Raw genomic sequence first — 23,794 nt, 5'->3', positions numbered from 1 at the left:
GTGGCTTGCGCGGGACGCGCGGTGCCCCTGGCTTGCGGCCGGCCCGGCGATGGGTGCGTTACTGGATGCGAGTTCGGCAGTAGGGGCAGACCTTCCAGTGCGCATCGAGCGGGCGATGGCAGCTTGGGCACACGTTGCGAACCTGGGTATCGCACACCGGGCAGACGACGAAGTCCTTCTCGATGGGCGCGCCGCACTGCGGACAGGTGCCGTACTGGGCAAGCTGGCGCTCGCGCAGGGCCATGTCCAGCTCCTGCTCCTCGCGGTCGGACGCGTAGGAGTGCGGGCGCAGAACCAGGTAGGCGATGAGGCCTACAAACGGGATGAGGGCGATGATGCCCCATGCTACGTAGGCGCTGGCGCCGCGGCGGCGAGCGTCGATGAACACATAGACGACCGACAGCACATACAGGGCGATGATAAAGCCAACGAAGGCATAGACGACGCCCATAAGCTGCGGCGACATGAGCTCGGAGATGTACTTGGACATTACGGGTACCTTTCGGAATATTAACAGTCCGGTCAAGTTTACCACGGGGTTTGTTTATATGGGACTACGGCTGGGTACGGGGCCGGCGCGGACACAAACATCTCAATCTGTAACAGGTGGAGGCGGAATCCGGGTCTAGATGTTACAGATCGAGACACAGGGGTCCCTCCCCGACTTCAATCTCGATCTGTAACATCTTAGGCCCCAAAACCCCTCTTGCTGTTACAGATCGAGACATTCAAAATCCGCCGGAAGGTTTGTCTTGATCTGTAACATCTAGAACCCAAATCCTTGTCTAACTGTTACAGGTCGAGACGAACGGTTGCCGTAGCTGTCGGCAGACGAGGCCAACATCCGTGCCGGGTCACCCCTCGCCTGCCGTTGGCGGGTGTTGCAGGGCTGTTCGCCGCATTGCCGCCGCACTGGGAACGCGCAGACCGTAGGATAGTCTTATTGACAGCCTGTCAACTTGTCTGGGAGGCACTGTGACGGAAACGTTTGATATCGCAATTGTGGGCGCGGGCATCACCGGGTGTGCCATCGCGCGGCAGCTCGCGCGCTATGACCTATCCATTTGTGTGGTCGAGGCGGCCAACGACATTGCACTGGGCGCCTCGAAGGCCAACGGCGGCCTGGTGCACGCCGGCTACGATCCGGCACCGGGCACCGTAAAGGCACAGGTCAACGCCCGCGGCTGCGAGCTGTATGGCACCTGGTCCCGGGAGCTGGGATTTCTGTTCTGCCGCACCGGGTCGATGGTGTTGGGCTTTAACGACGAGGACCGCGCGCATCTGGAAAAGCTGCGCCAGAATGGCCTGGCCAACGGGGTGCCCGAGCTGTCAATCGTCGGACCCGACCGCATCCACGAATTAGAGCCGCGCGCCAGTGCCGATGCAACGTGCGCGTTGTGGTGCCCTTCGACCGGTTTTGTCGACCCGTTTGAGGTTGCCATCGCCGCGCTGGAGAACGCAGCTGCCAACGGCGTGACGTTTATGCGGTCTGCGCCGGTGGAGGCAATTGAAGTTGCCGGCTCGGATGACGGAGCCACGCGCTTTACGCTGGCGACGCCCGCCGGAGACGTGCGCTGCCGCTACCTGATCAACGCCGCGGGCAACGGAGCCGCCGACATCTCGCATATGGCAGGCGCCGAGGAGTTCCAGATGGTCTGGCGTCAGGGCAACATCGTGGTGCTGGATAAGGAGCCGCGCACGCTCATGCCGCTCTACCCCGTACCCACGCCGGTGTCCAAGGGCGTTATCGTGACAGGCACTGTGCATGGCAACACCGTGATCACCGCCACGGCTGCCGTGCGCGAACCGGGCGACACGCAGACCTATGCGAGCGATGTGAACGCGCTGCTGACCGGCGCGCGCAAGCTGGTGCCCGACCTGGACACGCGCCGCGTGGTGCGCGCGTTCGCCGGCGGGCGCCCGGTCATTCAAGGTACGAACGACTTTTTTATTGGGCAGTCGGCCGTGGTGCCGGGCCTGTTCCAGGCGGCGGGCATTCAGTCGCCGGGCGTGGCGAGCGCGCCGGCCATTGCCGAACGCATGGAACAGGTGCTGCGCAATGCGGGCGTGACCCTGCGCGAACGTGCCGATTGGGACCCGATCCGCCTTGCGCCGGACGACTTTGACCGCGCGCCGCTTGCGCGCAAGGAAGAGCTCATTGAGTCCGATCCTGCGTGGGGGCAGATTGTCTGCCGCTGCGAGACGGTGCCCGAGGCCGAGATTGTGACCGCGATCCGACGTCGCCCGGGCGCAGTTTCGGTCGAGGGCGTTAAGCGCCGCTGCCGTGCCGGCATGGGTCGGTGCCAAAGTGGCTTTTGCCAGAGCCGTGTGGTGGCGATCCTTGCCCGAGAGCTGGACTGCGACCCCAGCGAGGTATTACTGGAGGACGCCGGATCTTGGCTGGTTGAGGGACCGCTGAAGGGGGTGCGCTAGGATGGCGGAATTCGGATCGAGCACGATTGATTGCGGCGTCGTAGAAGCCGTACAAACGCAAGTCTTTGACGTGGTCGTTATCGGCGGCGGCCCCTCCGGCATGGCGGCCGCGCTGGCCGCGCATAAGGCCGGAGCGCGCGTGGCCATCGTGGAGCGCGAGCAGCACCTGGGCGGCATCCTCCGCCAGTGCATCCACCCCGGCTTTGGCCTGTCGCACTTTAAACAGGAGCTCACCGGTCCTGAGTACGCGCAGCGCTTTATCGACCAGGTGCACGCAACCGACATTGCGCTGTTCCTGAACAGCATGGTGCTTGGGATTGATTCAGGCGAGCCTGCGGAAGACACTGCGGTCCATGCCGTCACGCTCATGAGCCCTGCCGGCATGCTGCAGCTCACCGGGCGCGCGGTCGTCCTTGCCATGGGCTGCCGCGAGCGCACCCGCAGCGAGATCAAGATTCCCGGTAGCCGTCCCGCCGGCGTATTTACGGCCGGCTTGGCGCAGCGATACATCAATATCGAAAACCTCAAACCCGGCTCGCGCGCCGTCATTTTGGGTTCGGGCGATATCGGGCTTATCATGGCACGTCGCTGCACGCTCGAGGGGATTTCGGTCGAGGGCGTGTACGAGCTCATGCCGTACGCCAACGGCCTGCGCCGCAATGTGAAGAACTGCCTGGACGACTTTGACATTCCGCTGCACCTGTCCACCACGGTCACGCGCGTGATCGGGCACGACCGCGTGGAGGCCGTCGAGGTAAGCCAGGTCGACGAGCGCCTGGCGCCCATTCCGGGGACCGAGCGCGTTGTTCCGTGTGACACACTGCTGCTTTCGGTGGGATTGATTCCCGAGAACGAGCTTTCGGTTGCCGCGGGCGTGGAGCTTGACCCACGCACGCGCGGCGCCGTAGTTGACCAGAGCCTCCAGACAGGCGTGCCGGGCATCTTTGCCTGTGGCAACGTGCTGCACGTGCACGACCTGGCCGACAACGTGACGACCGAGTCCGAGCGCGCCGGTGCAGCCGCGGCGGCGTACGCGCTGGGTGGCGGGGCCGAAACGAACGCGGTCGCGGACACGAGCTGCGAGCTCACGGTCTCCCCTGCCGGCATTGCGGGCTACGCGCTGCCGGGACGCATTACGGCTGTGGCGCTCACCAAGCTCAACTTCCGCGTACGCCGGCCGGTCGATACCGCTCGAGTACGCATCTTGGCCAACGGCGAAGAAGTGTTTGCGGGCAAAGTCCGCGCGTTTAAACCGAGCGTCATGGAAAGCTTCCCGCTGCCGGCTAAGGTGATTCAACGCGCACTCGACCTGGGTGCCAGCGAAATCGTCCTGTCCGTCGATCCCGTTGAGGAGGCATAGCTCATGAGTACGAATGTGACCGAGACGCTGCAGTTCAACTGCACCACCTGCCCATCCGAGTGCCTCCTGACCGTAGAGGTGGAGCACGACGCCAATGGCACCGTGGTGGAAGTGCGCTCCGTAACCGGTAACAACTGCCCGCGCGGCGATACGTTCGCACATCAGGAGCTCACCTGCCCCATGCGCGTGCTCACAACGACCGTGGCCGTCTCCGGCGGCGACGAAGCCCTACTCCCCGTCCGCACGGCCGAAGCCATCCCGCTGGCACTCCATGCCCAGGCGATGGACCTCATCCGGGGCCTAAAGGTCAAAGCCCCCATCCGCATGAGCGATGTAGTCCTCCCCAACCTCCTAGATACCGGTACCGACCTCATCGCCAGCATGGACATCGACCCCGTCTAAGCAGTTAATTTGGGACGGGGCTCTTTTAGCTACCCCGCCATCCACCCCGCCCCTCCTGAATTGCGGTGAAATAGTTCCTGATTTCCGCCAAAACCCCGGTATCCAGGAACTATTCCACCGCAACTATCATTAGAATCGGTATTTAGCCTGTGCCTACTTTAGTGCCATTTCAAAACTATGCCGGATTACGGGGCTGATTCGGAGACCCCCATCCATACCGGCATTTTTCGATTTTTGATAAGCCGTCTACCTGCGGTTTTAATTTCGCAATTTTTCCAATGGTCAAGTAATACAGGTCCAGCCCCGTAATCCGCCATAGTTTTGAAAGCAGCTAATTCGGGACGACCCTCTTATGACTACTTTTACCTATCATTCCGCATGTTTGACACAGCTAAAATAGCCCCGTCCCAAATTGACTACCCTGGCGTTGGGGATACCATGGTGACACCCTAGCGAAAGGATGTTTCATGGCACATGTCGATGACCAGCGTGTGGCGCGCGTGCTCGATGCGCTCGAGGCTCAGCACCCCGGCGCGCAGCTGCTCGTAAACGACCCGTGGTCGATCTATTACCTGACCGGCTTTTATGCCGATATGTTCGAGCGTTTTTGCGGCGTGCTGCTCGCGCGCGATGCCGAGCCGGTGATCCTAGTCAACGCCCTGCACCAGCTGCCCGAGTACGATAATGCCCGCGTCGCCTATCACACCGATACCGACATCGTGGGCGACGCCATCGCTCGCGAGGTCGATCCGACCAAACCGCTCGGCATCGACACCGTCATGCGTTCCGGCTTTTTGATGCCGCTCATGGATCGTCGCGCCGCGAGCGAGTTCTTCCTGGGCGACTTTGCCGTCACCGCCGCACGCACCCACAAGGACGAAGCCGAGCAGGAGCTCATGCGCGTGTCCTCGGCCGCAAACGACGCTGTGATGGCCGACGCCATCAAGCTCGTCCACGAGGGCGTGACGGAGCGCGAAATTGCCGACCAGATGCTCGGCCTGTACCGCAAGCACGACTGCGAGGGCTTTAGCTTTCCGCCCATCGTGAGCTTTGGCGCCAACGCCGGAGACCCGCATCACGAGCCCGACGACACCGTACTCAAGCGCGGTGACGTGGTGCTGTTCGACATTGGCGGACGTCGTCGCAACTACTGCTCGGACATGACGCGCACGTTCTTTTGGGGCGAGCCGGACGAAGAGACGGCACGCATCTACGACATCGTGCGCCGCGCCAACGAGGCCGCCGAGGCGCTCATCGCGCCGGGCGTGCGCATGTGCGATCTGGACCGTGCCGCGCGCGACGTGATTGAGGACGCTGGCTACGGCAAGTACTTCACGCATCGCCTGGGCCACTCGATCGGCCTGCAGGACCACGAGCCAGGCGGCGTTTCACTTGTCAACGAGCAGGTCGTAGAGCCGGGCATGACGTTCTCTATCGAGCCGGGCATCTACCTCCCCGGCCACACCGGCGTCCGCATCGAGGACCTTGCCCTGGTCACCGAGACCGGCGTCGAGATTCTCAACGCCTACCCACACGATCCGGTCCGTCTGGACTAGGCAATGCGGCAAAGGCGCTGTCCCTTTGCCGCATCCCACCAACGCTGCACCACGAAAAAGGACTATCTACTACGTTTAACCCGCATGGGTCGACCATGCGGGTCTTTTTTGAAAATTGGCAAGCCTTCTACCTGCGGTTTTGATTTCGCAATTCTCGGTGTGGTCGGGGGCAGTCGATTAAACGTAGTAAATAGGCCCATTTCCTGGCGAACAGCCCAAATTAGCTGCCCCTCGAGTGGGTTAGCGCAGCAAGCCTGCCACTTCGCCGGCTAGGGTGATGGTGCCTGCCGCTACGAAGGGCTCGCCCGCGGCATCGAAGGCGGCGAGAGCCTCGGATACACTAGGGTACACACCTGCGAGCTTATCGGCGTCCACAAGACCAGCGAGCTCCTCTGCCGCCAGGGCGCGATCGGAATCGGTCTGCGTTACGACTACACGCGGGAAGGCCGGAATCAGCACGTCAACGATACCCGCCACGTCCTTGTCGGCCAGCGCGGCGCACAGCAGCGTGGGGCGATTCTCCACGCACGGGTCGATCTCATCCAGTGCGCTCACAAAGTTCTCGCAGCTCTGAGGGTTATGGCAGGCATCAATCAGCTTGAGTGGATCGGTTCCCAGCACATCAAAGCGACCCGGCGTGGGACAGCCCATAAGCGAAGCATCGAGCTTTTCATGGTCGAGCTCGCGGCCCAGATAGCCCTCGCACAGCATAATCGCGCACGCAGCATTCTGCGGCTGATAGGCCGGCTTGACCATGCTCGACGTATAAATCGCGCGCGGCGTGGTGCAGCTAAACTCAACCGTATCGCCCACATGCGCCGGCACCTTGGTCGTGGCGTGGCTCACCACGAGCGGCACGACGCCGCACTCGCGGCAACGGGCATCCATCACGCGCTGAACGCTCGCCTCGTGCGTGCCCTCGCCCAGCACAACCAGGCGTCCGGGCTTAATGACCGCAGCCTTCTCCCCCGCAATGGCCTCGAGCGTGTCACCCAGGATGCGCGTGTGGTCGAGCCCGATGCCCGTAATGGCAACGGCGACGGGATCGGTCGCACTCGTGGCGTCCCAACGGCCGCCCATGCCAACCTCGAGCACGGCAATGTCCACCGCGGCCTCGGCAAACACGACAAGCGCGGCAGCCGTCAGCAGGTCAAACGGCGTGATGGTGTAGGCGCGCTCCCCCGCCGCCACACGACGAGTATTCACGCGATGCCCCGACTCGACGGCGGCAGAAACGCCGCGGGCAAACGCCTCATCGCTCACAACGCGCCCATCGACCTCCATACGCTCGGGATAGCGTACAAGCTGCGGCGACGTATACAGCGCGGTCTTTAACCCCTCGCCACGAAGGATGGCAGCCGAAAAACGCGTGGTCGAAGTCTTACCATTGGTACCGGCAACCTGAATGCAATCGAAATACTCATCCGGACGCCCCAGCTCATCGAGCATATCGACAACCGTCTCAAGCAGAGGCCCAGCATCCCCAGAAATCCGCCCCGTGTCGGCAGCAAGCCCCACAGCCTCATTAAACGAAAGCAAATCAAACTCAAAAGGAACGGTATACAAGCCAGAACGCTTAGGCATTTTTAGAACCGCCATTCATAGATAAATAAAACAGTATAGGTTGAGGATAGTCAGCGAAAACGCCTCTGATGAGCCAAGGTGCCGTGAAACAAGGGCGCATAGGGCTTATGCCCATGCGCCCGAAGTTGAACGGCAGATTGGCCATCAGAGGCGTTTGCAGCGTCGAGTCAGCCGCCGTTCGTTAGAACGGCGGAATAGGTGTCCGCAGTAGCGAGCAATGCCCCAAACCGCGTCCCCCGAGTAAACCTTACGAGAAGTCAGCAACCTGAGCAGTCAGCGCCGCCAGGATCTCCTTGAGCTCAGCTGCACGGTCCCTCTTCTTCTGGACCACCGCGGGCGCGGCCTTAGCCACAAAGCCCTCGTTGGCGAGCGTCTTCTCGCAGCCGGCAAGCTCCTTCTGGGCCGCGGCAATCTCTTTCTCCAGGCGTGCCTTCTCGGCCGAAAGGTCAACCTTGCCCTCGAGAACCACAAAGACCTCGACGCCGCTGTCGACCACGGCAATGCTCGCAGCCGGCTTCTCAACGTCGGTACCCATAACCAGCGAAGCGGTGTTCGCCAGCGGCTCGATGGTCGAGCGCAGGCTCTCGAGCTTCTCGATATCCTCGGCGCCGGCGCGCACGACAACGTCGAGCTCCGCCTTGGGGCTCAAGCGATAGCGCGAACGGGTGGCACGGGCGGCAGACACGACGGCACGGCACAGCTCAAACGCGCGCTCGGCGGGCTCGTCGACGTACTTGGCGTAGTCGGCGGGCTCGGGCCACTTGGCGATCATGAGCGCCTCGGCGCGGTTCACGTTGCCCTCGGCGTCCAGATCGAGCACGCTCGCCGGCATGTTGTCCCAAATCTCCTCGGTGACAAACGGCATGAGCGGGTGCATCAGGCGAATGGAGGTATCGAGCACAAAGATCAGGTTGCGCTGCGCCTGTAGACGGCCCTCGCCCTTCAGGCGGGCCTTGGTGACCTCGACGTACCAGTCGCAGACCTCGTTCCAGAAGAACTGCTGCACGCCGCGGGCCATGTCGCCAAAGGTGTAGTTCTCGATGCCCTCGGTGACCATCTTCACGGCCTTGGCCAGGCGGCTGAACATCCAGGCGTCGGCCGGCGTCTCCACGACGGGCTCGCCGGGCGTGTAGCCCTCCATGTTCATGAGCAGGAAGCGGCTGGCGTTCCAGATCTTGGTCACAAAGCTCTTGGCCTGGTCGGTACGCGGGCTGTCGATGAGCTTCTTGGTCTTCTTGTCGATGTTCGCGTCAAACTTGACGTCCTGGTTGTTGGTGCACAGCGTGAGCAGGTTGAAGCGCATGGCGTCGGCGCCGTACATGCCAATGAGGTCCATGGGATCGACACCGTTGCCCTTGGACTTGGACATGCGGCTGCCGTCCTTGGCCAGAATCGTCGGGTAGATGACGACGTCCTTAAACGGCACCTCGTCCAAGAAATACAGCGAACTCATGACCATGCGGGCGACCCACAGCGCGATGATGTCGCGTGCGGTGACGAGCGCCGTCGTGGGGTGATGGCCCTCGAGCAGCTCCGGCTTTTGCGGCCAGCCCTGCGTGGCGAAGGTCCACAGCTGCGAGCTGAACCAAGTGTCCAGCACGTTCTCGTCCTGATGCACGTGATGGCCGCCACACTTGGGGCACACGTCGGTGTCCTCGGTGAGGGCGTCCTCCCAGCCACAGTCCTCGCAGTAGAACACGGGGATGCGGTGGCCCCACCACAGCTGACGGCTGATGCACCAGTCCTTAAGGTTCTCCATCCAGGTGGTGTAGGTCTGCGTCCAGCGCGCGGGGTGGAAGGTGACCTTGCCGGAGTTGACGGCGTCGAGCGCCGGCCCCTTGAGCTTGTCGACGGCCACAAACCACTGCTCGGACAGCCACGGCTCCAGGGCGGAGTCGCAACGGTAGCAGTGCATGACGGAGTGGTCGAGCTCTTCGACGTGGTCGAGCAGACCGTGCTCGTCGAACCACTTGACGACAGCCTCGCGGCACTCATCGCGGTTCATGCCGGTAAACTCGCCGTAGCCCTCGACGACCACCGCGTGCTCGTCGAAGATGTTGATCTGCGGCAGGTCGTGAGCCTGACCCATGGCGTAGTCGTTGGGGTCGTGGGCAGGGGTGACCTTGACGAAGCCGGAGCCAAAGTTGGCGTCGACATGCCAATCCTCAAAGATGGGAATCTCGCGGTCGACGATGGGGAGCTTGACGGTCTTACCCACGAAGGCGGCCTTCTCGGGATCCTTCGGGGAGACGGCGACGCCCGTGTCGCCGAGCATGGTCTCGGGGCGCGTGGTGGCGACGACGATGTAGTCCTGGCCGTTGACCGGCTCGGTCAGCGGGTAGCGCAGGTGCCACAGGTGGCCCTTCTCGTCCTTGTACTCGGCCTCGTCGTCCGAGATAGCGGTGGTGCAGTTGGGGCACCAGTTGACGATGCGCTTGCCACGATAGATCAGGCCGTCGTGGTACCAGTCGCAAAAGACCTTACGCACGGCCTGGGCATAGTCCTCGTCCATGGTGAAGCGCTCGTTGTCGAAGTCAACGGAGCAGCCCATGCGCTTAATCTGCTCGACGATGATACCACCGTACTCGTGGGTCCAGTCCCAGCAGGCGTCGACAAACTTGTCGCGACCGATCTCCAGGCGGCTAATGCCCTCGCTCTTGAGCTTCTTGTCGACCTTGGTCTGCGTGGCGATACCGGCGTGGTCGGTGCCCAGCACCCAGCGCGTGGACTTGCCGCGCATGCGGGCCATGCGGATGATGGCGTCCTGGATGGAGTCGTCGGTGGCGTGACCCATGTGGAGCTTGCCGGTCACGTTGGGAGGCGGAATGGTGACGGTGCAGTCGCCCACGCCCTCACGGCGCTTGTAGTAGCCGCCGTCAAGCCACTTCTGCAGGATCGCCGGCTCGTTGGTCGACGGATCGTAGTTCTTGGGCATCTCTTCCATATATCTCTCCCTGTCCCGCCGGCGTGTCCGCCTGCTTGGTTTTCGCTCGGTCAGGTCCTGGCTCGCACGAAGAGCACATTAAGTGCTCTTCGGCTCGTGCGGAATCTACGAAAACCAAGCAGGCGGACGCGCCTTAGGTATCGATTACTTCAGTCTGATATGACTTCGCTGAGGCTTAAACAAACACACAGAATAACACAGGTAGTTGGGTGTTTTGCGTATATATAAAATAGCCTCCGACCGCGGATGGTCGGAGGCTATTTGCAAGCACGTTTTTGGCAGGTTTACCCGTAGATGCGTTGGGGCTGTTCTTCGCCCTTAACCGCCGCTTCGGTCACGATGACCTTGGCGACACCCTCCTCGCTGGGGAGGTCGAACATCGTCTGCTGAAGCACGTCCTCGCAGATGGAACGCAGGCCGCGGGCGCCGGTCTTGCGGGCGAGCGCCATACGGGCGATCTCGTGCAGGGCCGCGGCCTCAAACTCAAGCTCAACGTCCTCGAGCTGGAACATCTTGCGGTACTGACGCACCACGGCGTTCTTGGGCTCGGTCAGAATCGACACCAGGTCGTCCTCGTCGAGCGCCTGCGTCTGGGTGACAACGGGCGTACGGCCCACGAACTCGGGGATCATGCCAAAGGCGTTGAGGTCCTGCGGGAGCACCTGACGCAGCAGGTCGTTCTCGTCGACAGAGGTGGGGCCGGCGATCTCGGAGTTAAAGCCCACGCCCTTGTTGCCCACGCGGTCGGCGATGATCTTGTCCAGACCCACAAAGGCACCGCCGCAGATAAACAGGATGTTAGTCGTGTCGATCTGCAGCAGCTCCTGCTGGGGATGCTTGCGGCCACCGGTAGGCGGAACGCTGGCCACCGTGCCCTCAAGAATCTTAAGCAGCGCCTGCTGCACACCCTCGCCCGAGACATCGCGGGTAATGGAGAGGTTCTCGGCCTTGCGGGCAATCTTGTCAATCTCGTCCACGTAGATAATGCCCACCTGAGCGCGCTCAATGTCGCCATCGGCAGCATTGATGAGCTTGAGCAGGATGTTCTCCACGTCCTCGCCAACGTAACCAGCCTCGGTGAGCGCGGTGGCATCGGCGATGGCAAACGGCACCTCGAGGATGCGCGCGAGCGTCTGGGCCAACAGCGTCTTGCCGGTACCGGTGGGACCGAGCAGCAGGATGTTGGACTTGGCGAGCTCCACCTCGTCCATGTCATCGTCAAGCTGCGAGTCCAAACCGTCGTCAAAGGCCGAAAGCGCAGCACCGCCCTCGATGACGCGGCGGTAATGGTTGTACACGGCAACCGACATGGCGCGCTTGGCGTCCTCTTGGCCCATGACATAGGCCGAAAGCTCGTCATAGATCTCGTGCGGCGTCGGCACGTGCGTGATGACCTGGCGGTCGTCCTCGAGCTCAAAGCCCTCGGCCTCGGGGTCCACGGCGGGCTGCCCAGCAGCCTGGCCGTGATCGTTGAGGAAGCCCGGCAGCTTGCCGTTGCGGGCAGCGTCCATAAAGTCCGAAGCCAGCGACTCCTCCAAGATCTCAGAGCAAGCGGCGACGCACTCGTCACAGATAAAGATGTTGGTCGGACCCTTTACAAGGCGACGAACCTGGCCCTGCTCTTTTCCGCAAAAGGAGCAGCGGATGGGGTTGCCGTTCTCGTCAAAGTTGTCCTGCATGTTTCCTGCCATCCTAGGCGTCCTTCGCGGCGAGGTCGCGCGAGGTAACGATACGGTCGATCAGGCCGTAGTCGAGGGCCTCGGCGGCGGTCAGGTAGTTGTCGCGCTCGGTATCGGCCTGGACCTTCTCGATGGGCTGGCCCGAGGCATCGGACAAGATCTGGTTGAGCTCGCGACGGGTCTTCTTGATCTCCTCGGCCACGATCTCGATCTCGGTCTGCTGACCCTGGGCACCGCCGCTGGGCTGGTGAATCATGACTTTGGAGTGCGGCAGGCAGAAGCGCTTGCCCTTAGCGCCGGCCGAAAGCAGCACGGCGGCCATGGACGCGGCCATACCGACGCAGATGGTGGAGACCTGCGGCTTGATGAAGTTCATCGTGTCAAGAATCGCCAGGCCAGAGTAAACCTCGCCACCGGGCGAATTGATGTAGAGCGAGATATCCTTCTCGGCATCCTGGCTCTCAAGATGCAGTAGCTGGGCAACGACCAGGTTGGCGCTGACGGAGTTAATCTCCTCGCCCAAGAAGATGATGCGGTCGTTGAGCAGGCGCGAATAGATATCGTAGCTGCGCTCGCCGCGCGGCGTCTGCTCGATAACGTATGGCACGAGGGCGGAATCGAACTTAGCGATCATACGCATCTCCATTTCTCTCTTGCGGACCAAATTGGTTTTAGATAAACGTACGGTGCCCGCATGCTATGCATTGGCTGGCACCGTACGAAGCAACCGGATAACCGGCTATTAACTTTACCCCATCACGGGCACATACATGCGCTCGCGGGCAAGGTGGCGAGAATTACTCGGCGTCCTTGGCGGTCTCGTCGACCTCGGTCACCTTGGCGTTCTCGACCAGGTGGTCGACGGCCTTGGAGCGACGGATGGACTCGCGGACGGCAGGCATGCGGCCATCGGCGATGAACTCGGCCTTGGAAGCCTCGACGTCCTTGACGCCGGCCTTCTCGAACTCGGCGTTGATGTCGTCCTCGGTGACCTCAATCTTGAGCTCACGGGCGAGGGCGTCGAGCGCCAGGGACTCACGGGCAACGTCGTTGGCCTGCTTGTGCAGGTCGCCGATGAACTGCTCCATGGTCAGGCCGGAAGCGGGCAGCCAGGTGTCCAGCGTCATGCCGCGGGCAGCGAGGTTGGACAGGAAGTTCTGGCCAAGCTCCTCAAAGACGGACTGCTCGTAGTCGGCATCCATCTCGTCGAGCTGCAGGCGCTCGGCGAGAGCGGAGACGCAACGGTTCTCCTTCTCGGCCGGGAGGCGGGAAGCCTTGTCCTGCTCGATCTCGATCTTGATGGCGTCGCGCATGGCCTCGATGCTATCGAAGCCAAAGTCGGACTTGACGAGCTCGTCGGTGAGCTCGGGGGTGTTGCGGACCTTGATGCCCTTGACGGTGACCTCGACGGTGTGGGTCTCGGCCTCCTCGCCCTCCTCGACCTCGTCGGTCCAGGTGACGGACTTGACGTCGTCAACATTGGCGCCGATCAGAGCCTCGTTGAACTCGGCGGGGTTGCTGTCGCTACCGGCGATGAGCATACGGCCCTCGGCAGCAAAGTTGTCGGCGTTCTCGACGGCCTTGAGGTCGACGGTGACGTAGTCCTCGGCCTCGACGGCGCGACCCTCGACGTCCTCGAAGGTGGCACGGTAGTTGAGAAGCATCTCGACCTGGTTGTTGATCTCGGACTCGGTGACCTCCGCGGGAGGCATCTCGATCTCGACGGCGTCGAAGGAGGAGAGCTCGGCGGCGGGACGCAGGGAGAACTCGACGGTGTAGGTGTAGTCCTCGTGATCCTTGGCGAGGTCGAGCTCCTTGTAGTCACCGTTCTTGGTGGGGACGATGTCCAGCTCGTTGAGGACGGCGGGCTCGTTGGCGGCAATCAGGTCGTTGGTGGCCTGAGCGAGGGTAGCCTCGGCGCCAAGAGCAGAGTCGATGACCGGACGGGGAGCCTTACCGGCACGGAAGCCCGGGAAGCGGTACTTCTTGGCGGTGTCCTTGTAGGCCTTCTTGATCGCGGCGTCGACGTCGGCGGCCGGGATGGTGACCGTAGCGGTGAGCTTGGCGTCCTTGACGTCAGAAGCGGTGATGTTCAACACGTTCCTCCTCATACTGCCCAGCTTATCTGAGGTGCTGGTACCTTTATGCAACAAAGAGTCGCGACGGCCGAAGCCGACGCAGATGCGTTGGTGCGGGCGAAAGGACTCGAACCTTCACGGGAATCCCACCAGAACCTAAATCTGGCGCGTCTACCAATTCCGCCACGCCCGCATGAGCGCACAGACTAGGAATGATAGCAGATACGAACGGCAAGCGCACACACACGTTTTACAGGCTCACGACCTCACCACGAGTGCGAAAGGCGGGGCGAGTTGCCCCGCCCCGCCAATTACGATTTGTTCGCCGACCCGCTACTCCCCCAGCAGGGCCTTCTCGGGCGTGATCGGCAGCGAGCGGACCTGATGGCCGGTGGCGTGCGCCACGGCCGAGGCCACGGCGGCGAGCGGCGTGTTGATGACGACCTCGCCGATCGACTTGGCGCCAAACGGGCCCGTCGGCTCGTAGCTCGGCTCAAAGGCCACGCGAATGCTGCCGATATCCAAGCGCGTGGGCAGCTTGTAGCTCATAAAGTTGCCGGTGCGCAGACGGCCGCGTTCATCGTGCTCGACGATCTCGTAGAGCGCGTGGCCGATGCCCTGGGCAATGCCGCCCTCGGCCTGGACGCGCGCGAGCGCCTCATTGATCACGGTGCCGCAGTCGACGGCTGCCGCGTAATCCACCACGGTCACCTTGCCGGTGGCCTTGTCGACCTCGACCTCGGCAATGCCGGCCATAAACGGCGGAGGCGAAACGGGCAGGCAGGCAGAAGCATGCGAGGTGAGCGCGTCGCCACCCGCGATGTTCTTGACGCACAGGTTGGCAAAGTCGCGCAGCGTGAGGTAGCGGTTCTGCTCGCGCGCGGCGCGCTCGTCGGACAGACGCACGTACTGGCCGTCGAAGACCACGTCGGCGGCGTCCACGTCCCACATCTGGGCGGCCTTGACGCAAATCTTCTCGCGCAGCTCGGTCGCGGCGTTCTTGGCGGCAAGGCCCGTCACGTACGTACCCGAGCTCGCGTACGAGCCGGCGTCGAACGGCGACACGTCGGTGTCCACACCGCGCACCACGATCAGCGAGCTCTCCACGCCCAGCTCCTCGGCGGCAATCTGCGCCAGGATCGTATCGACGCCCATGCCGTTATCGGTGGCGCCGGTGCCGATGGTAATGAAGCCGTCCTCTTCCAGGCGCATGTCGATACCGGCGATATCCACGTTGGAAATGCCAGAGCCCTGCATGGTGAGCGCACAGCCCAGAGCACGCACACGGTCGCCCAGGTCGACGGCCAGCGGCTTGTCGCGCCAACCGATCATGTCCATCGCGCGCAGCAGGCAGCGGTCGAGCGCGCAGGCGTTGAGCTTCTCGTTGTAGTACTGCGGCATGATCTCGCCCTCGCGCACGATGTTCTTAAGGCGCAGGTCGGCGGGGTCCATGTGCAGCATGTCAGCGAGCTCGTTGACGGCACTCTCCACGGCAAACTGGCCCTGGGTGGCACCGTAGCCGCGATACGCGCCGCCGCGGTTGGTATTGGTGTAGACAGCGTCCCAGCTAAAGCGGCTCGCCTTTACATGGTTGTAAATCGGCAGGCTCTTGTGGCCCGAAAGGCCGATCGTCGTGGTGGCGTGCTCGCCGTACGCTCCGGCGTTGGACAGCGTGTGCAGGTCGATGGCCGTGATGGTGCCGTCGTTCATGGCGCCCAGCTTAACGGTCATCTGCATCTGGTGGCGCGAGTTGCCCGCAGTGATGGTCTCCTCGCGGGTGTAGCAGCAGTAGCTCGGACGGCCAGTCTGCTGGGTGACGAACGCCACGAAGATCTCGCAGCAGCCCGTCTGCTTGGAGCCAAAGCCGCCGCCGATGCGCGGCTTAATGACCTGCACCTGCGACTGCGGAATGTCGAGCGACTGCGCGACCATGCGGCGCACGTGGAAGGGCACCTGCGTAGAGGTGGTCACCGAGATGCGGCCGAACGCGTCGGTCGTCGCGAAGGCGCGGAAGGTCTCCATGGGCGCGGTCTGCGTGGCCTGGCTGGTGTAGGTGCGCTCAAAGACGATGTCGCTCTGGGCGAAGGCCTCGTCCAGATCGCCGTAATCACTGGTACCGCTGCACACCAGGTTGCGCGGGACGTCGCCGCCCTGCGGGAACATAAAGGTCACGTCGCCCTCGGGGTGGACCACGATGTCGTTATCGAGTGCCTGGGTAAAGTCGAGCAGCGGCTCGAGCACCTCGTAGTCGACCTTGATGAGCTTGAGCGCCTTGTCGGCGGCCTCCTCGGTTTCGGCGGCAACGATCGCCACCTCCTCGTTTTGGTAACGGACGAGGTTCTCGAGGATCAAGCGGTCGTAGGGACTCGGCTGCGGATAGCTCTGACCGGCGATGGTAAAGCGGCGCTTGGGCACATCCTCATAGGTGTAAACGCCCACCACGCCGGGCACCTTCAGGGCGCGCGACGTATCAATGGAGCGGATCTTGGCGCGGGCATAGGGGCTGCGCTTGAGTTTGACGATGAGCGCGCCGGCGGGCACCATATCGCCCGTGTAGACGGGACGACCCTCGAGCAGCGCCTTCGAGTCCTTCTTGGGCTGCTTGTGGGTAATCTGCTTGTAGACGACACCGTCGGAGCTCGTGTCGTTGACCGGCAGCTTGGGCATCTCAAAGCCCACCTGCACGCCGGACTCGTTGAGGAAGCGGACGATGGCGCGCAGCTGACTCTCGTAGCCGCTGCAGCGGCAGAGGTTGCCGGCCAGCTGGCGCGAGAGCTCCTCGCGCGTGGCGACGAGGCTCGGGTCCTCCTTGGCGGCGCGGGCGAGCGCCAGCACGTTCATGATGAGGCCGGGGGCGCAAAAACCGCACTGCTCGGCGCCTTCGGCAGCCATCGCACGGGCAAGCGCCTCGGACTCGGCCTTGAGGCCCTCGAGCGTGGTGACGGTGTGGCCCTCTACACGGGCGGCGGGAACCGAGCAGCTCAGCACCGGGTCGCCGTCGAGCCACACCGTGCACAGACCGCAGTTGGTGGTCTCGCAGGCGCAGCGCACCGACGCGCAGCCCTGCTCACGCAAAAGCGCAAAGAGCATGGTGTCGGGGGCAATCTGAACCTTGACCTTGCGGCCGTTGAGCGTAAAGGAAAGATCGATGAGTTTGGCAGCCATTAGCGCACCTCGCTAGAATCGACGCCGGGCACGCGGCGGCAGGAATACTCGTCCGTGGCAAACTTAGGCACTTGCACGGTCTCGAGCTCGCGGGCAAGCGCGGCCGAAAGCTCGATGCCGGCGGCGCGGCGAACGGCCTGCACGGCAAGCGGCGCCGAGATGCGGCGGCGGTAGTCGGCCGAGCCCCACATATTGGTGCCGTAGCTCAGCGCGCGCACGGACGCGGCCAGGGCGCGCAGCTCGTCCTCGGAAGGCTGCTCGCTGGTGAGGCCGCATGCCTCGCCCTGCAGCAGGGTCGCACGCAGCGGGCGGGCGCCCACGGTGACATGCCAGCTGTTATCCCACCAGGCGGCGGTAACGTTTAGGGAGGGGAAGTCGGTCGCGGCCTTGCGCACGGCCTCGTAGCTCGCGCGGTAGTCGTGCTTGACGACCACGACGTGCTCGATCACGTCGCGCACGTAGCCCATGTTCACAAACTCGCCAAGCGGCACGCGGCCGGCACCCGTCAGCTCAACATACGAATCGAGCGCCAGGAACGCCGAGAGAACGTCCGAGAAGCCAAAGCGGCCGTAGATGCTGCCGCCCACCGTGGCGGTATTGCGCAGCTGCACGCCCACGATGTCGTGGACGGCGAACTCAAAGACATTGTTGACAAGCGCGTTGAGCCCGGCATGACGCTCGAGCTGGCGCAGGGTGCACATGGCACCGATGCGAAACTCGGTCTCGGTCTCCTCGATCTGATCGAGTCCGCAGGCCGAAAGGTCAATCGCCGTCGCCACACGACGCGAACCCAGGCGCATCCAGATGCCGCCGCCCACAATCTTGTTGTTGCGGTTCTTCTGCAAGAGCTCATAGGCTTCGGCCGCGTTTCCAACACGGACGTAGGTACCGAACTTGAGCACGTTCTCCCCCATCTCTTCACTTGTCCAGTACCTTTAAGTGTACCAAACGAGGGGGCATAGCTCGTGTCGGGACAAAATGAACCGTTTTCCTCCGTCGCATGCGGATCAAAAAAGGCTCCCAGCCAAGATGACTGGGAGCCTTCTGCGATGCTATATCGAGCGAAGATTTAGCAGACGCCCTGGGCGAGCATGGCGTCGGCGACCTTCAGGAAGCCGGCGATGTTGGCGCCCATGACAAAGTTGCCCTCCTGGCCATACTCCTTGGCGGTGTCGTCAACGTTGTGGAACATGCCGCGCATGAGCTGCTCGAGCTTGCCGTCGACCTCCTCAAAGGTCCAGGACAGGTGCTCGGCGTTCTGGCTCATCTCCAGGCCGGACACGAGCACGCCGCCGGCGTTGGCAGCCTTGCCGGGCATAAAGGCGACACCGTTCTCCTGGAAGTGGGTCGTGGCCTCGATGGTCGTGGGCATGTTCGCGCCCTCGCCGACCACCTTGCAGCCGTTGGCGACGAGTGCCTGGGCATCCTCGAGCAGCAGCGTGTTCTCGCGAGCGCAGGGCAGCGCGATGTCGCAGGGAAGCTGCCACACGCCGCGGCCGCCGCCCTCGTGCCACGTGGCATTAGGCTTCTCGTCGACGTACATAGCGAGCGTGACGCCCTTGTCGTGGCCGGAGCGCTTCTTGTTGTAGACATGCTCGAGCACGGTGTAGTCGATGCCGTCGGGATCCTCGACCCAGCCGTGAGTATCGGAGCAGGCGAGCACCTTGCCGCCGAGCTGGGAGACCTTCTGGACGGCGTAGATGGCGACGTTGCCGGAGCCGTGAACGACGACGTTCTTGCCCTCGAAGGAGTCGCCGCGGCTCTTGAGGTACTCGTCCACAAAGTAGACCAGACCGTAGCCGGTGGCCTCGGTACGGGCGAGCGAGCCGCCAAAGGAGAGGCCCTTGCCGGTGAGGACGCCAGTCCACTCGTTGGTCAGGCGCTTATACTGACCGAACAGGTAGGCAACCTCGCGGCCGCCAACGCCCAGGTCGCCGGCGGGAACGTCGGTGTTGGGGCCGATGTGACGATAGAGCTCGGTCATGAAGGACTGGCAGAAGTGCATGATCTCGTTGTTGGACTTGCCCTTGGGGTCAAAGTCGGAGCCGCCCTTGCCGCCGCCCATGGGAAGGGTGGTCAGGCTGTTCTTGAGGATCTGCTCCAGGCCCAGGAACTTGAGCATACCCAGGGTGACCGTCGGGTTAAAGCGCAGGCCGCCCTTGTAGGGTCCAATGGCAGAGTTGAACTCGACACGATAGCCGCGGTTGACCTGGACCTTGCCCTGGTCGTCGACCCAGGGAACACGGAACATGACGATGCGCTCGGGCTCGACGAGGCGCTCCAGCAGGGCGGCCTCCTCGTACTCGGGGTGGGCGTCGAGCGCCGGCTGAATGGTGCCGAGGATCTCGGTCGCGGCCTGGATGAACTCAGGCTGCTCGGGATAGCGGGCCTTGAGCTCTTCGAGAACTTTCTGCGTGTAGCTCATGCTTCCTCCAATGATGGGAAACGAAAAATGTTGGTCGCGGCACCCTATGCGCCGCGAGCTTTATCGAGTATGGATAATATCGCACTGTTGCAGCAAAGTTTCGCATAAACCGACGAGCAGATGTTTCGTTTTGATTACGATGCAGGTAGAAGCGTTTTTGAGCACCCGACGTACAAATCGCGTGTTTCGAAGCTGTTTCGTCCACATGGTCCATACCACCACAAAGAGGACAGGCACCTTTGTGGTGGTTGGCAGGATGCGTTGGCGGGAACGTATGTGAATCGAACACATCCAAGACGTTTTGCACGCCTCACAACGGTTTTGAGGACCGCGGGGCCCACCGGAGCCCATCCGTTCCCAAACGTGGCGGTATTTTACCAAACGCGCAGTGTCGCGCCACGAAAACGGCCCATCTACTACGTTTAACCAGCAAGGGTTAGCCATACCCACTTTTTCGTAACATCGGCAAGTCATCTACCTGCGGTTTTGTTTTTGCGGTTTTTGAAATGGTCGAGGGTAGTCACTTAAACGTAGTAGATAGGCCGGTTTTGTGGCGAGCGGCGATTCGGAGCCCTAGCGCAGGGATCTGAGACCGCCGGCCTCCTTGTTGAGCGTCGTAAAACGCACCGCATCCAGGTGCTCCAAGATGCTAATGGCTCGTTTGCGCGACACGCCTAAGGCCTCGCGCAGCACACTCGTCGTGGCAACGCCGCCAGCAGCCTCGATAGCCGCGGCGACGACCTCACGTGCATGGGCCTCGGCGGCGGCAGACAAGGCAACGTCGCGTTCGATCTTAACGATCGCGCGGTTGAGCGAAAGCTCGCGCAGGGCACGCGTCATGGTGTCGCGATCGAGCTGCAGACGCTCACCCACCTCGGGCAGCGTCGCCGCACCGAGACCCGCCTCGTCGAGGGCGGCCACGATGCGCTGGCTCGCCTCGCGCACCACACGTATCGCCGCAGCGGCAGAGTGCGGGTCGAACACCTCGGCACCGTCGACGGTGCACACGCCGCGCGCACAGCCCTCGAGAACGAGCGCGGACGCGACGTCTTCGCCCGCTGTCGGCCAGGCGGCATGCGCGACCTCGCCCGGCGTGAAACCCGTCTGCTTGGGCGCGGCCCCGTGCATGGCGGCCAGCGTGACGGAGAGCGTGGCGAGGGCGGCATCGAGCACAGCGGGGGCGGCATAGAGCTCCTCGGTCGAGCGCTCGGCACGAAGCGCCACGGCGTGACCCGAGGAAACCGCCCCGTGCAGGAGCGCAGCCGCCTCGGCACCCGAAAGATCGAGAGCACGGGCTGCGGCCGCGGCAGGCACGGGCAGGCGCTGCAGCCCCAACCATGCGGCAACGGCGGCGGCGCGGTCGTCGGCATCCAGGGCCCCGAGCAGCGCACACTCGCCCGCGGAGAGGACGCGCGAGCGGCGACACCGCGAAAGAAGAACACGACCGCCGCCGATAAGCACCACCGGCGAGAACGCGAGCACAATGAGGCCGTCGCCCGATCGCACGGGAAGGCGCTCCTCCAGACGGACCTGCACGATGCGGGTCTCGCCAACCTCAATGGGTCCCTCACCCTCCATGAGCATGATACGGCCAAGGACCTCCGCCGTACCCGCCATCACATGAACGCGCGTACCGGACCCGAAGGGCGCGGGCTTGGTGCCCTCGCGCCCCAGATACGTGAAGCGGGCGATGAGCCTGAGCGTCGAGCCCTCAGCACCAGACCCGCAGAGGACCTCGCCACGCGGAAGGTCGCCCGCACCGTCGCCCACGATGTTGAGCGCCGCGCGCTGTCCGGGCAACGCCCGAGGAGTATCACCATGCACCTGAATCGCGCGCACGCGGCAGCGCACGCCCGCGGGACATGAGACGAGCTCGTCGCCCACCGCTACGGGGGCATCGTGAAGCGTGCCCGTGACGACCGTCCCGGATCCCTTGATGGTGAAGCAGCGGTCGATGGGCAGGCGCGGGGCCAGACCGGGGCGCACCGGGCGGGATGCGGCATCGGCCAGGAAAGAGTCGATGGCGGCATCGAGGGCAAGGCGAACGTCCTCGATGCCCACGCCCGTGCGCGAGGAAACAGGCACCACGGGCGCATCGGCAAAGACGGTATCGCTGAGGAAGTCCATCACGTCGAGCTCGGCGAGCTCCGCCGTCTCGTCATCGGCCAGATCGCGCATCGTGAGCGCCACCACGAGGTGTCTCACGCCCAACAGCTCCAGCACGTGAACGTGCTCGCGGGTCTGCGGCATCACGCTCTCAACGGCAGAAACAACCAGCAACGCAACGTCCACGCCGGTGGCGCCCTGCACCATGGCGCGCAAATAGTGCGCATGCCCGGGCACGTCAACCAAGCCGACAAGCTTGCCGCTGGGAAGCTCGAGCTCGCCAAAGCCGAGCTCAGTGGTCATGCCTCGGCGCCGTTCGACCTCCAGACGGTCGGGATTTTTGCCGGTCAGCGCCTCGATAAGGGCCGACTTTCCGTGGTCGACGTGTCCTGCTGTTCCAACGACAACGGGACACTCGACAAGCTCAAGCGCGGTCATCAACGCAAACCCGCCCGCACGGCATCCACCAACGCAGACGCACACAGGTCAAGGTCGGTGTCGCGCAAAAGCGTGCGAACGTCAAAAAGTACCTGGCCATGCTGCACGCGCGTCACGACCGGCGTATCGGGCTCCTGTACCATAGCGCGCTTTAGGCCATCGGCGGACAGGCACCCATCGGCGGGGCAAACGGCAACGCAAAAAGTTGGGAGCTCGACAGTCGGCAGCGAACCGCCGCCAGGAGCAGAGGCGCCCTCGACAACCTGCAGCTCCACCGCCTCCTCGAACTGAGAGTCGCGAAGCTTGCGCAGCATGCGGTCATGCAGGCGCTTGGCCTGACGCTCGAGCGGAGCCGGCGCAGCTGAAAGCATGTTGAGCACCGGGATCTCACGATGTGCCGTATCGGGACCGGCCACATACAGACGCAGGGTGGCCTCGAGCGCCGCGAGCGTGAGCTTACCGGGGCGAAGCGCGCGCATAAGCGGATGAGAGGCGCAGGCGGCAATTGCCTGGGCGCTGCCGAGAATAATGCCTGCCTGCGAGGCGCCGAGCAGCTTGTCACCCGAGCACGAGACGACGTCAACGCCGGCGCAAAGCGAGGCGGACGTGGGCTTCTCCCCCGCATCGGCGAGCACCCCGTCTGCAAGCAAAGCGCCCGAGCCCTGATCCTCGTACAGCAACAGCCCGTGCTCATGCGCCAGCGCAGAAAGCTCCGCCACGGAAACCTCCTCGTGGAAGCCCTCGATACGGTAGTTGGAAGGATGGACTTTGAGGATCATCGCCGTGTTGGGCGTAATGGCGCTTCGATAATCGTCCAGATGCGTGCGGTTGGTGGAGCCCACCTCGACAAGCTTGGTACCCGAAGCCGCCATGATGTCGGGGATACGGAAACTGCCTCCCACCTCGACAAGCTCGCCGCGGCTCACGATGACCTCTTTGCCGAAGGCATGCGCGGCAAGCACCAACAGCACCGCGGCGGCATTGTTGTTGACAACTAAGGCGTCCTGCGCCCCCGTGAGCGTGCGCAGCAGACGCGCGGCATGCTCTTTTCGGCCCCCGCGAGCGCAGGTTGAGACGTCATACTCAAGCGTGCTGTAGCCTCGGGCGACATCGGTCACCGCCTGCACCGCCGCGGGAGCGAGCGGAGCGCGGCCCAGATTGGTGTGAATCACAACGCCCGTCGCGTTGACGGCAGGGCGCAGGGTCGGCAGCGACAGGCGATGGGTCCGCTGCTCAATTGCCAAGGCGAGCTCGCGCTTGTTCCTTGCAGGGGCGCCGGAGCGAATCGCCGCGCGCTCGGCATCGAGCTCGGCGTCAATCGCCTCGCGTACCATCGTGTCGCCTGCATCGCCAGCAGCCTTCATGACCGGCCACTCGGCAAGCAACTCGTGAACGGCGGGAATGGAACGCAGGCGGCCGCGCACCTCGGCAGACATGGATTCGCAGTCGCTCATGAAAAGCCTTTCGACATGTTCAATAAAAAGCTGGTCCCCCGCGATCGTCATCGGGCAAAAAAATACCGGCGCGCACGCAAAAGGGACAGGTCCATTATGGCAGCTCGTGACAAGACGTCGAAGCGCCTCGTCCAAAACCTGCCAAATAAACCTGTCCCTCTTTGGTCGGT

General features: G+C 63.2%; 15 protein-coding genes and 2 tRNA genes. 4 read left to right on the top strand and 13 right to left on the bottom strand.

The window, feature by feature from the left end; translation table 11 throughout:
• Positions 1-58 precede the first annotated feature (58 nt).
• The gene (locus DXB86_RS05455) at positions 59-490 is read right to left on the bottom strand and encodes a zinc ribbon domain-containing protein (RefSeq protein WP_055251579.1); all 432 of its coding nucleotides are present in this window, start codon (positions 488-490) and stop codon (positions 59-61) included.
• A gap of 485 nt (positions 491-975) precedes the next feature.
• Between DXB86_RS05455 and DXB86_RS05450 the strand changes: the two genes are divergently transcribed.
• The 4 genes from DXB86_RS05450 to DXB86_RS05435 all read left to right on the top strand — a co-directional run bounded on the left by DXB86_RS05450 (position 976) and on the right by DXB86_RS05435 (position 5,751).
• Positions 976-2,433, top strand: a complete 1,458-nt coding sequence (locus DXB86_RS05450) for an NAD(P)/FAD-dependent oxidoreductase (RefSeq protein WP_117736431.1) — start codon at positions 976-978, stop codon at positions 2,431-2,433.
• Between the two features lies 1 nt (position 2,434).
• The gene (locus DXB86_RS05445; RefSeq protein ID WP_117736430.1) at positions 2,435-3,793 is read left to right on the top strand and encodes an NAD(P)/FAD-dependent oxidoreductase; all 1,359 of its coding nucleotides are present in this window, start codon (positions 2,435-2,437) and stop codon (positions 3,791-3,793) included.
• A 3-nt stretch (positions 3,794-3,796) separates the two neighbouring features.
• A complete protein-coding gene (locus DXB86_RS05440) occupies positions 3,797-4,195 on the top strand; it encodes a DUF1667 domain-containing protein (RefSeq protein ID WP_117736429.1) in 399 nt (132 codons plus the stop codon).
• Between the two features lie 467 nt (positions 4,196-4,662).
• Positions 4,663-5,751: a Xaa-Pro peptidase family protein gene (locus DXB86_RS05435; protein WP_117736428.1), complete on the top strand. Its 1,089-nt coding sequence runs from the start codon at positions 4,663-4,665 to the stop codon at positions 5,749-5,751.
• 240 nt (positions 5,752-5,991) lie between these two features.
• Here the strand turns inward: DXB86_RS05435 and DXB86_RS05430 are convergent, their stop codons facing one another.
• The 12 genes from DXB86_RS05430 to selA all read right to left on the bottom strand — a co-directional run bounded on the left by DXB86_RS05430 (position 5,992) and on the right by selA (position 23,624).
• Positions 5,992-7,335, bottom strand: a complete 1,344-nt coding sequence (locus DXB86_RS05430) for a folylpolyglutamate synthase/dihydrofolate synthase family protein (RefSeq protein WP_117736427.1) — start codon at positions 7,333-7,335, stop codon at positions 5,992-5,994.
• Positions 7,336-7,582: 247 nt separating this feature from the next.
• Positions 7,583-10,279, bottom strand: coding sequence for a valine--tRNA ligase (locus tag DXB86_RS05425; RefSeq protein WP_117736426.1), 2,697 nt, complete (start codon positions 10,277-10,279; stop codon positions 7,583-7,585).
• Positions 10,280-10,563: 284 nt separating this feature from the next.
• Positions 10,564-11,970, bottom strand: a complete 1,407-nt coding sequence (clpX, locus tag DXB86_RS05420) for an ATP-dependent Clp protease ATP-binding subunit ClpX (protein ID WP_117736425.1) — start codon at positions 11,968-11,970, stop codon at positions 10,564-10,566.
• Position 11,971: 1 nt separating this feature from the next.
• Positions 11,972-12,592 carry an ATP-dependent Clp protease proteolytic subunit gene (locus tag DXB86_RS05415; protein ID WP_022095182.1) on the bottom strand — a complete coding sequence of 207 codons (621 nt, stop codon included), beginning with the start codon at positions 12,590-12,592 and terminating at the stop codon, positions 11,972-11,974.
• A 163-nt stretch (positions 12,593-12,755) separates the two neighbouring features.
• Positions 12,756-14,057: a trigger factor gene (gene tig, locus DXB86_RS05410; RefSeq protein WP_233504159.1), complete on the bottom strand. Its 1,302-nt coding sequence runs from the start codon at positions 14,055-14,057 to the stop codon at positions 12,756-12,758.
• Between the two features lie 88 nt (positions 14,058-14,145).
• Positions 14,146-14,229, bottom strand: a tRNA-Leu gene (locus DXB86_RS05405).
• 140 nt (positions 14,230-14,369) lie between these two features.
• Positions 14,370-17,201 carry a molybdopterin cofactor-binding domain-containing protein gene (locus DXB86_RS05400; protein ID WP_117736423.1) on the bottom strand — a complete coding sequence of 944 codons (2,832 nt, stop codon included), beginning with the start codon at positions 17,199-17,201 and terminating at the stop codon, positions 14,370-14,372.
• Positions 17,201-18,103, bottom strand: a complete 903-nt coding sequence (locus DXB86_RS05395) for a xanthine dehydrogenase family protein subunit M (protein WP_199410997.1) — start codon at positions 18,101-18,103, stop codon at positions 17,201-17,203. Before DXB86_RS05395 ends, DXB86_RS05400 begins: the two co-directional genes overlap by 1 nt.
• Before the next feature lie 167 nt (positions 18,104-18,270).
• Complete coding sequence (gdhA, locus tag DXB86_RS05390; protein WP_117736421.1) at positions 18,271-19,626, bottom strand: NADP-specific glutamate dehydrogenase; 1,356 nt, start codon at positions 19,624-19,626, stop codon at positions 18,271-18,273.
• A 262-nt stretch (positions 19,627-19,888) separates the two neighbouring features.
• Positions 19,889-19,985 (bottom strand) — tRNA-Sec (locus DXB86_RS09975).
• Positions 19,986-20,199: 214 nt separating this feature from the next.
• Positions 20,200-22,170, bottom strand: a complete 1,971-nt coding sequence (gene selB / locus DXB86_RS05385; RefSeq protein WP_117736420.1) for a selenocysteine-specific translation elongation factor — start codon at positions 22,168-22,170, stop codon at positions 20,200-20,202.
• Positions 22,170-23,624, bottom strand: a complete 1,455-nt coding sequence (gene selA / locus DXB86_RS05380; RefSeq protein WP_158555287.1) for an L-seryl-tRNA(Sec) selenium transferase — start codon at positions 23,622-23,624, stop codon at positions 22,170-22,172. The genes selB and selA overlap by 1 nt, the downstream gene beginning before the upstream one ends.
• Positions 23,625-23,794: the final 170 nt, after the last annotated feature.

The sequence above is a fragment of the Collinsella sp. OM06-18AC genome (assembly GCF_003438785.1).
GTDB lineage: Bacteria > Actinomycetota > Coriobacteriia > Coriobacteriales > Coriobacteriaceae > Collinsella.
This window is presented reverse-complemented; position numbering and strand designations above follow the sequence as displayed.

Coding starts and splice junctions, on each gene's coding strand:
- DXB86_RS05455 (WP_055251579.1), bottom strand. CDS start 490: ATGTCCAAGTACATCTCCGAGCTCATGTCGCCGCAGCTTATGGGCGTC.
- DXB86_RS05445 (WP_117736430.1), top strand. CDS start 2,435: ATGGCGGAATTCGGATCGAGCACGATTGATTGCGGCGTCGTAGAAGCC.
- DXB86_RS05440 (WP_117736429.1), top strand. CDS start 3,797: ATGAGTACGAATGTGACCGAGACGCTGCAGTTCAACTGCACCACCTGC.
- DXB86_RS05435 (WP_117736428.1), top strand. CDS start 4,663: ATGGCACATGTCGATGACCAGCGTGTGGCGCGCGTGCTCGATGCGCTC.
- DXB86_RS05430 (WP_117736427.1), bottom strand. CDS start 7,335: ATGCCTAAGCGTTCTGGCTTGTATACCGTTCCTTTTGAGTTTGATTTG.
- DXB86_RS05425 (WP_117736426.1), bottom strand. CDS start 10,279: ATGGAAGAGATGCCCAAGAACTACGATCCGTCGACCAACGAGCCGGCG.
- clpX (WP_117736425.1), bottom strand. CDS start 11,970: ATGGCAGGAAACATGCAGGACAACTTTGACGAGAACGGCAACCCCATC.
- DXB86_RS05415 (WP_022095182.1), bottom strand. CDS start 12,592: ATGATCGCTAAGTTCGATTCCGCCCTCGTGCCATACGTTATCGAGCAG.
- DXB86_RS05400 (WP_117736423.1), bottom strand. CDS start 17,201: ATGGCTGCCAAACTCATCGATCTTTCCTTTACGCTCAACGGCCGCAAG.
- gdhA (WP_117736421.1), bottom strand. CDS start 19,626: ATGAGCTACACGCAGAAAGTTCTCGAAGAGCTCAAGGCCCGCTATCCC.
- selB (WP_117736420.1), bottom strand. CDS start 22,170: ATGACCGCGCTTGAGCTTGTCGAGTGTCCCGTTGTCGTTGGAACAGCA.
- selA (WP_158555287.1), bottom strand. CDS start 23,624: ATGAGCGACTGCGAATCCATGTCTGCCGAGGTGCGCGGCCGCCTGCGT.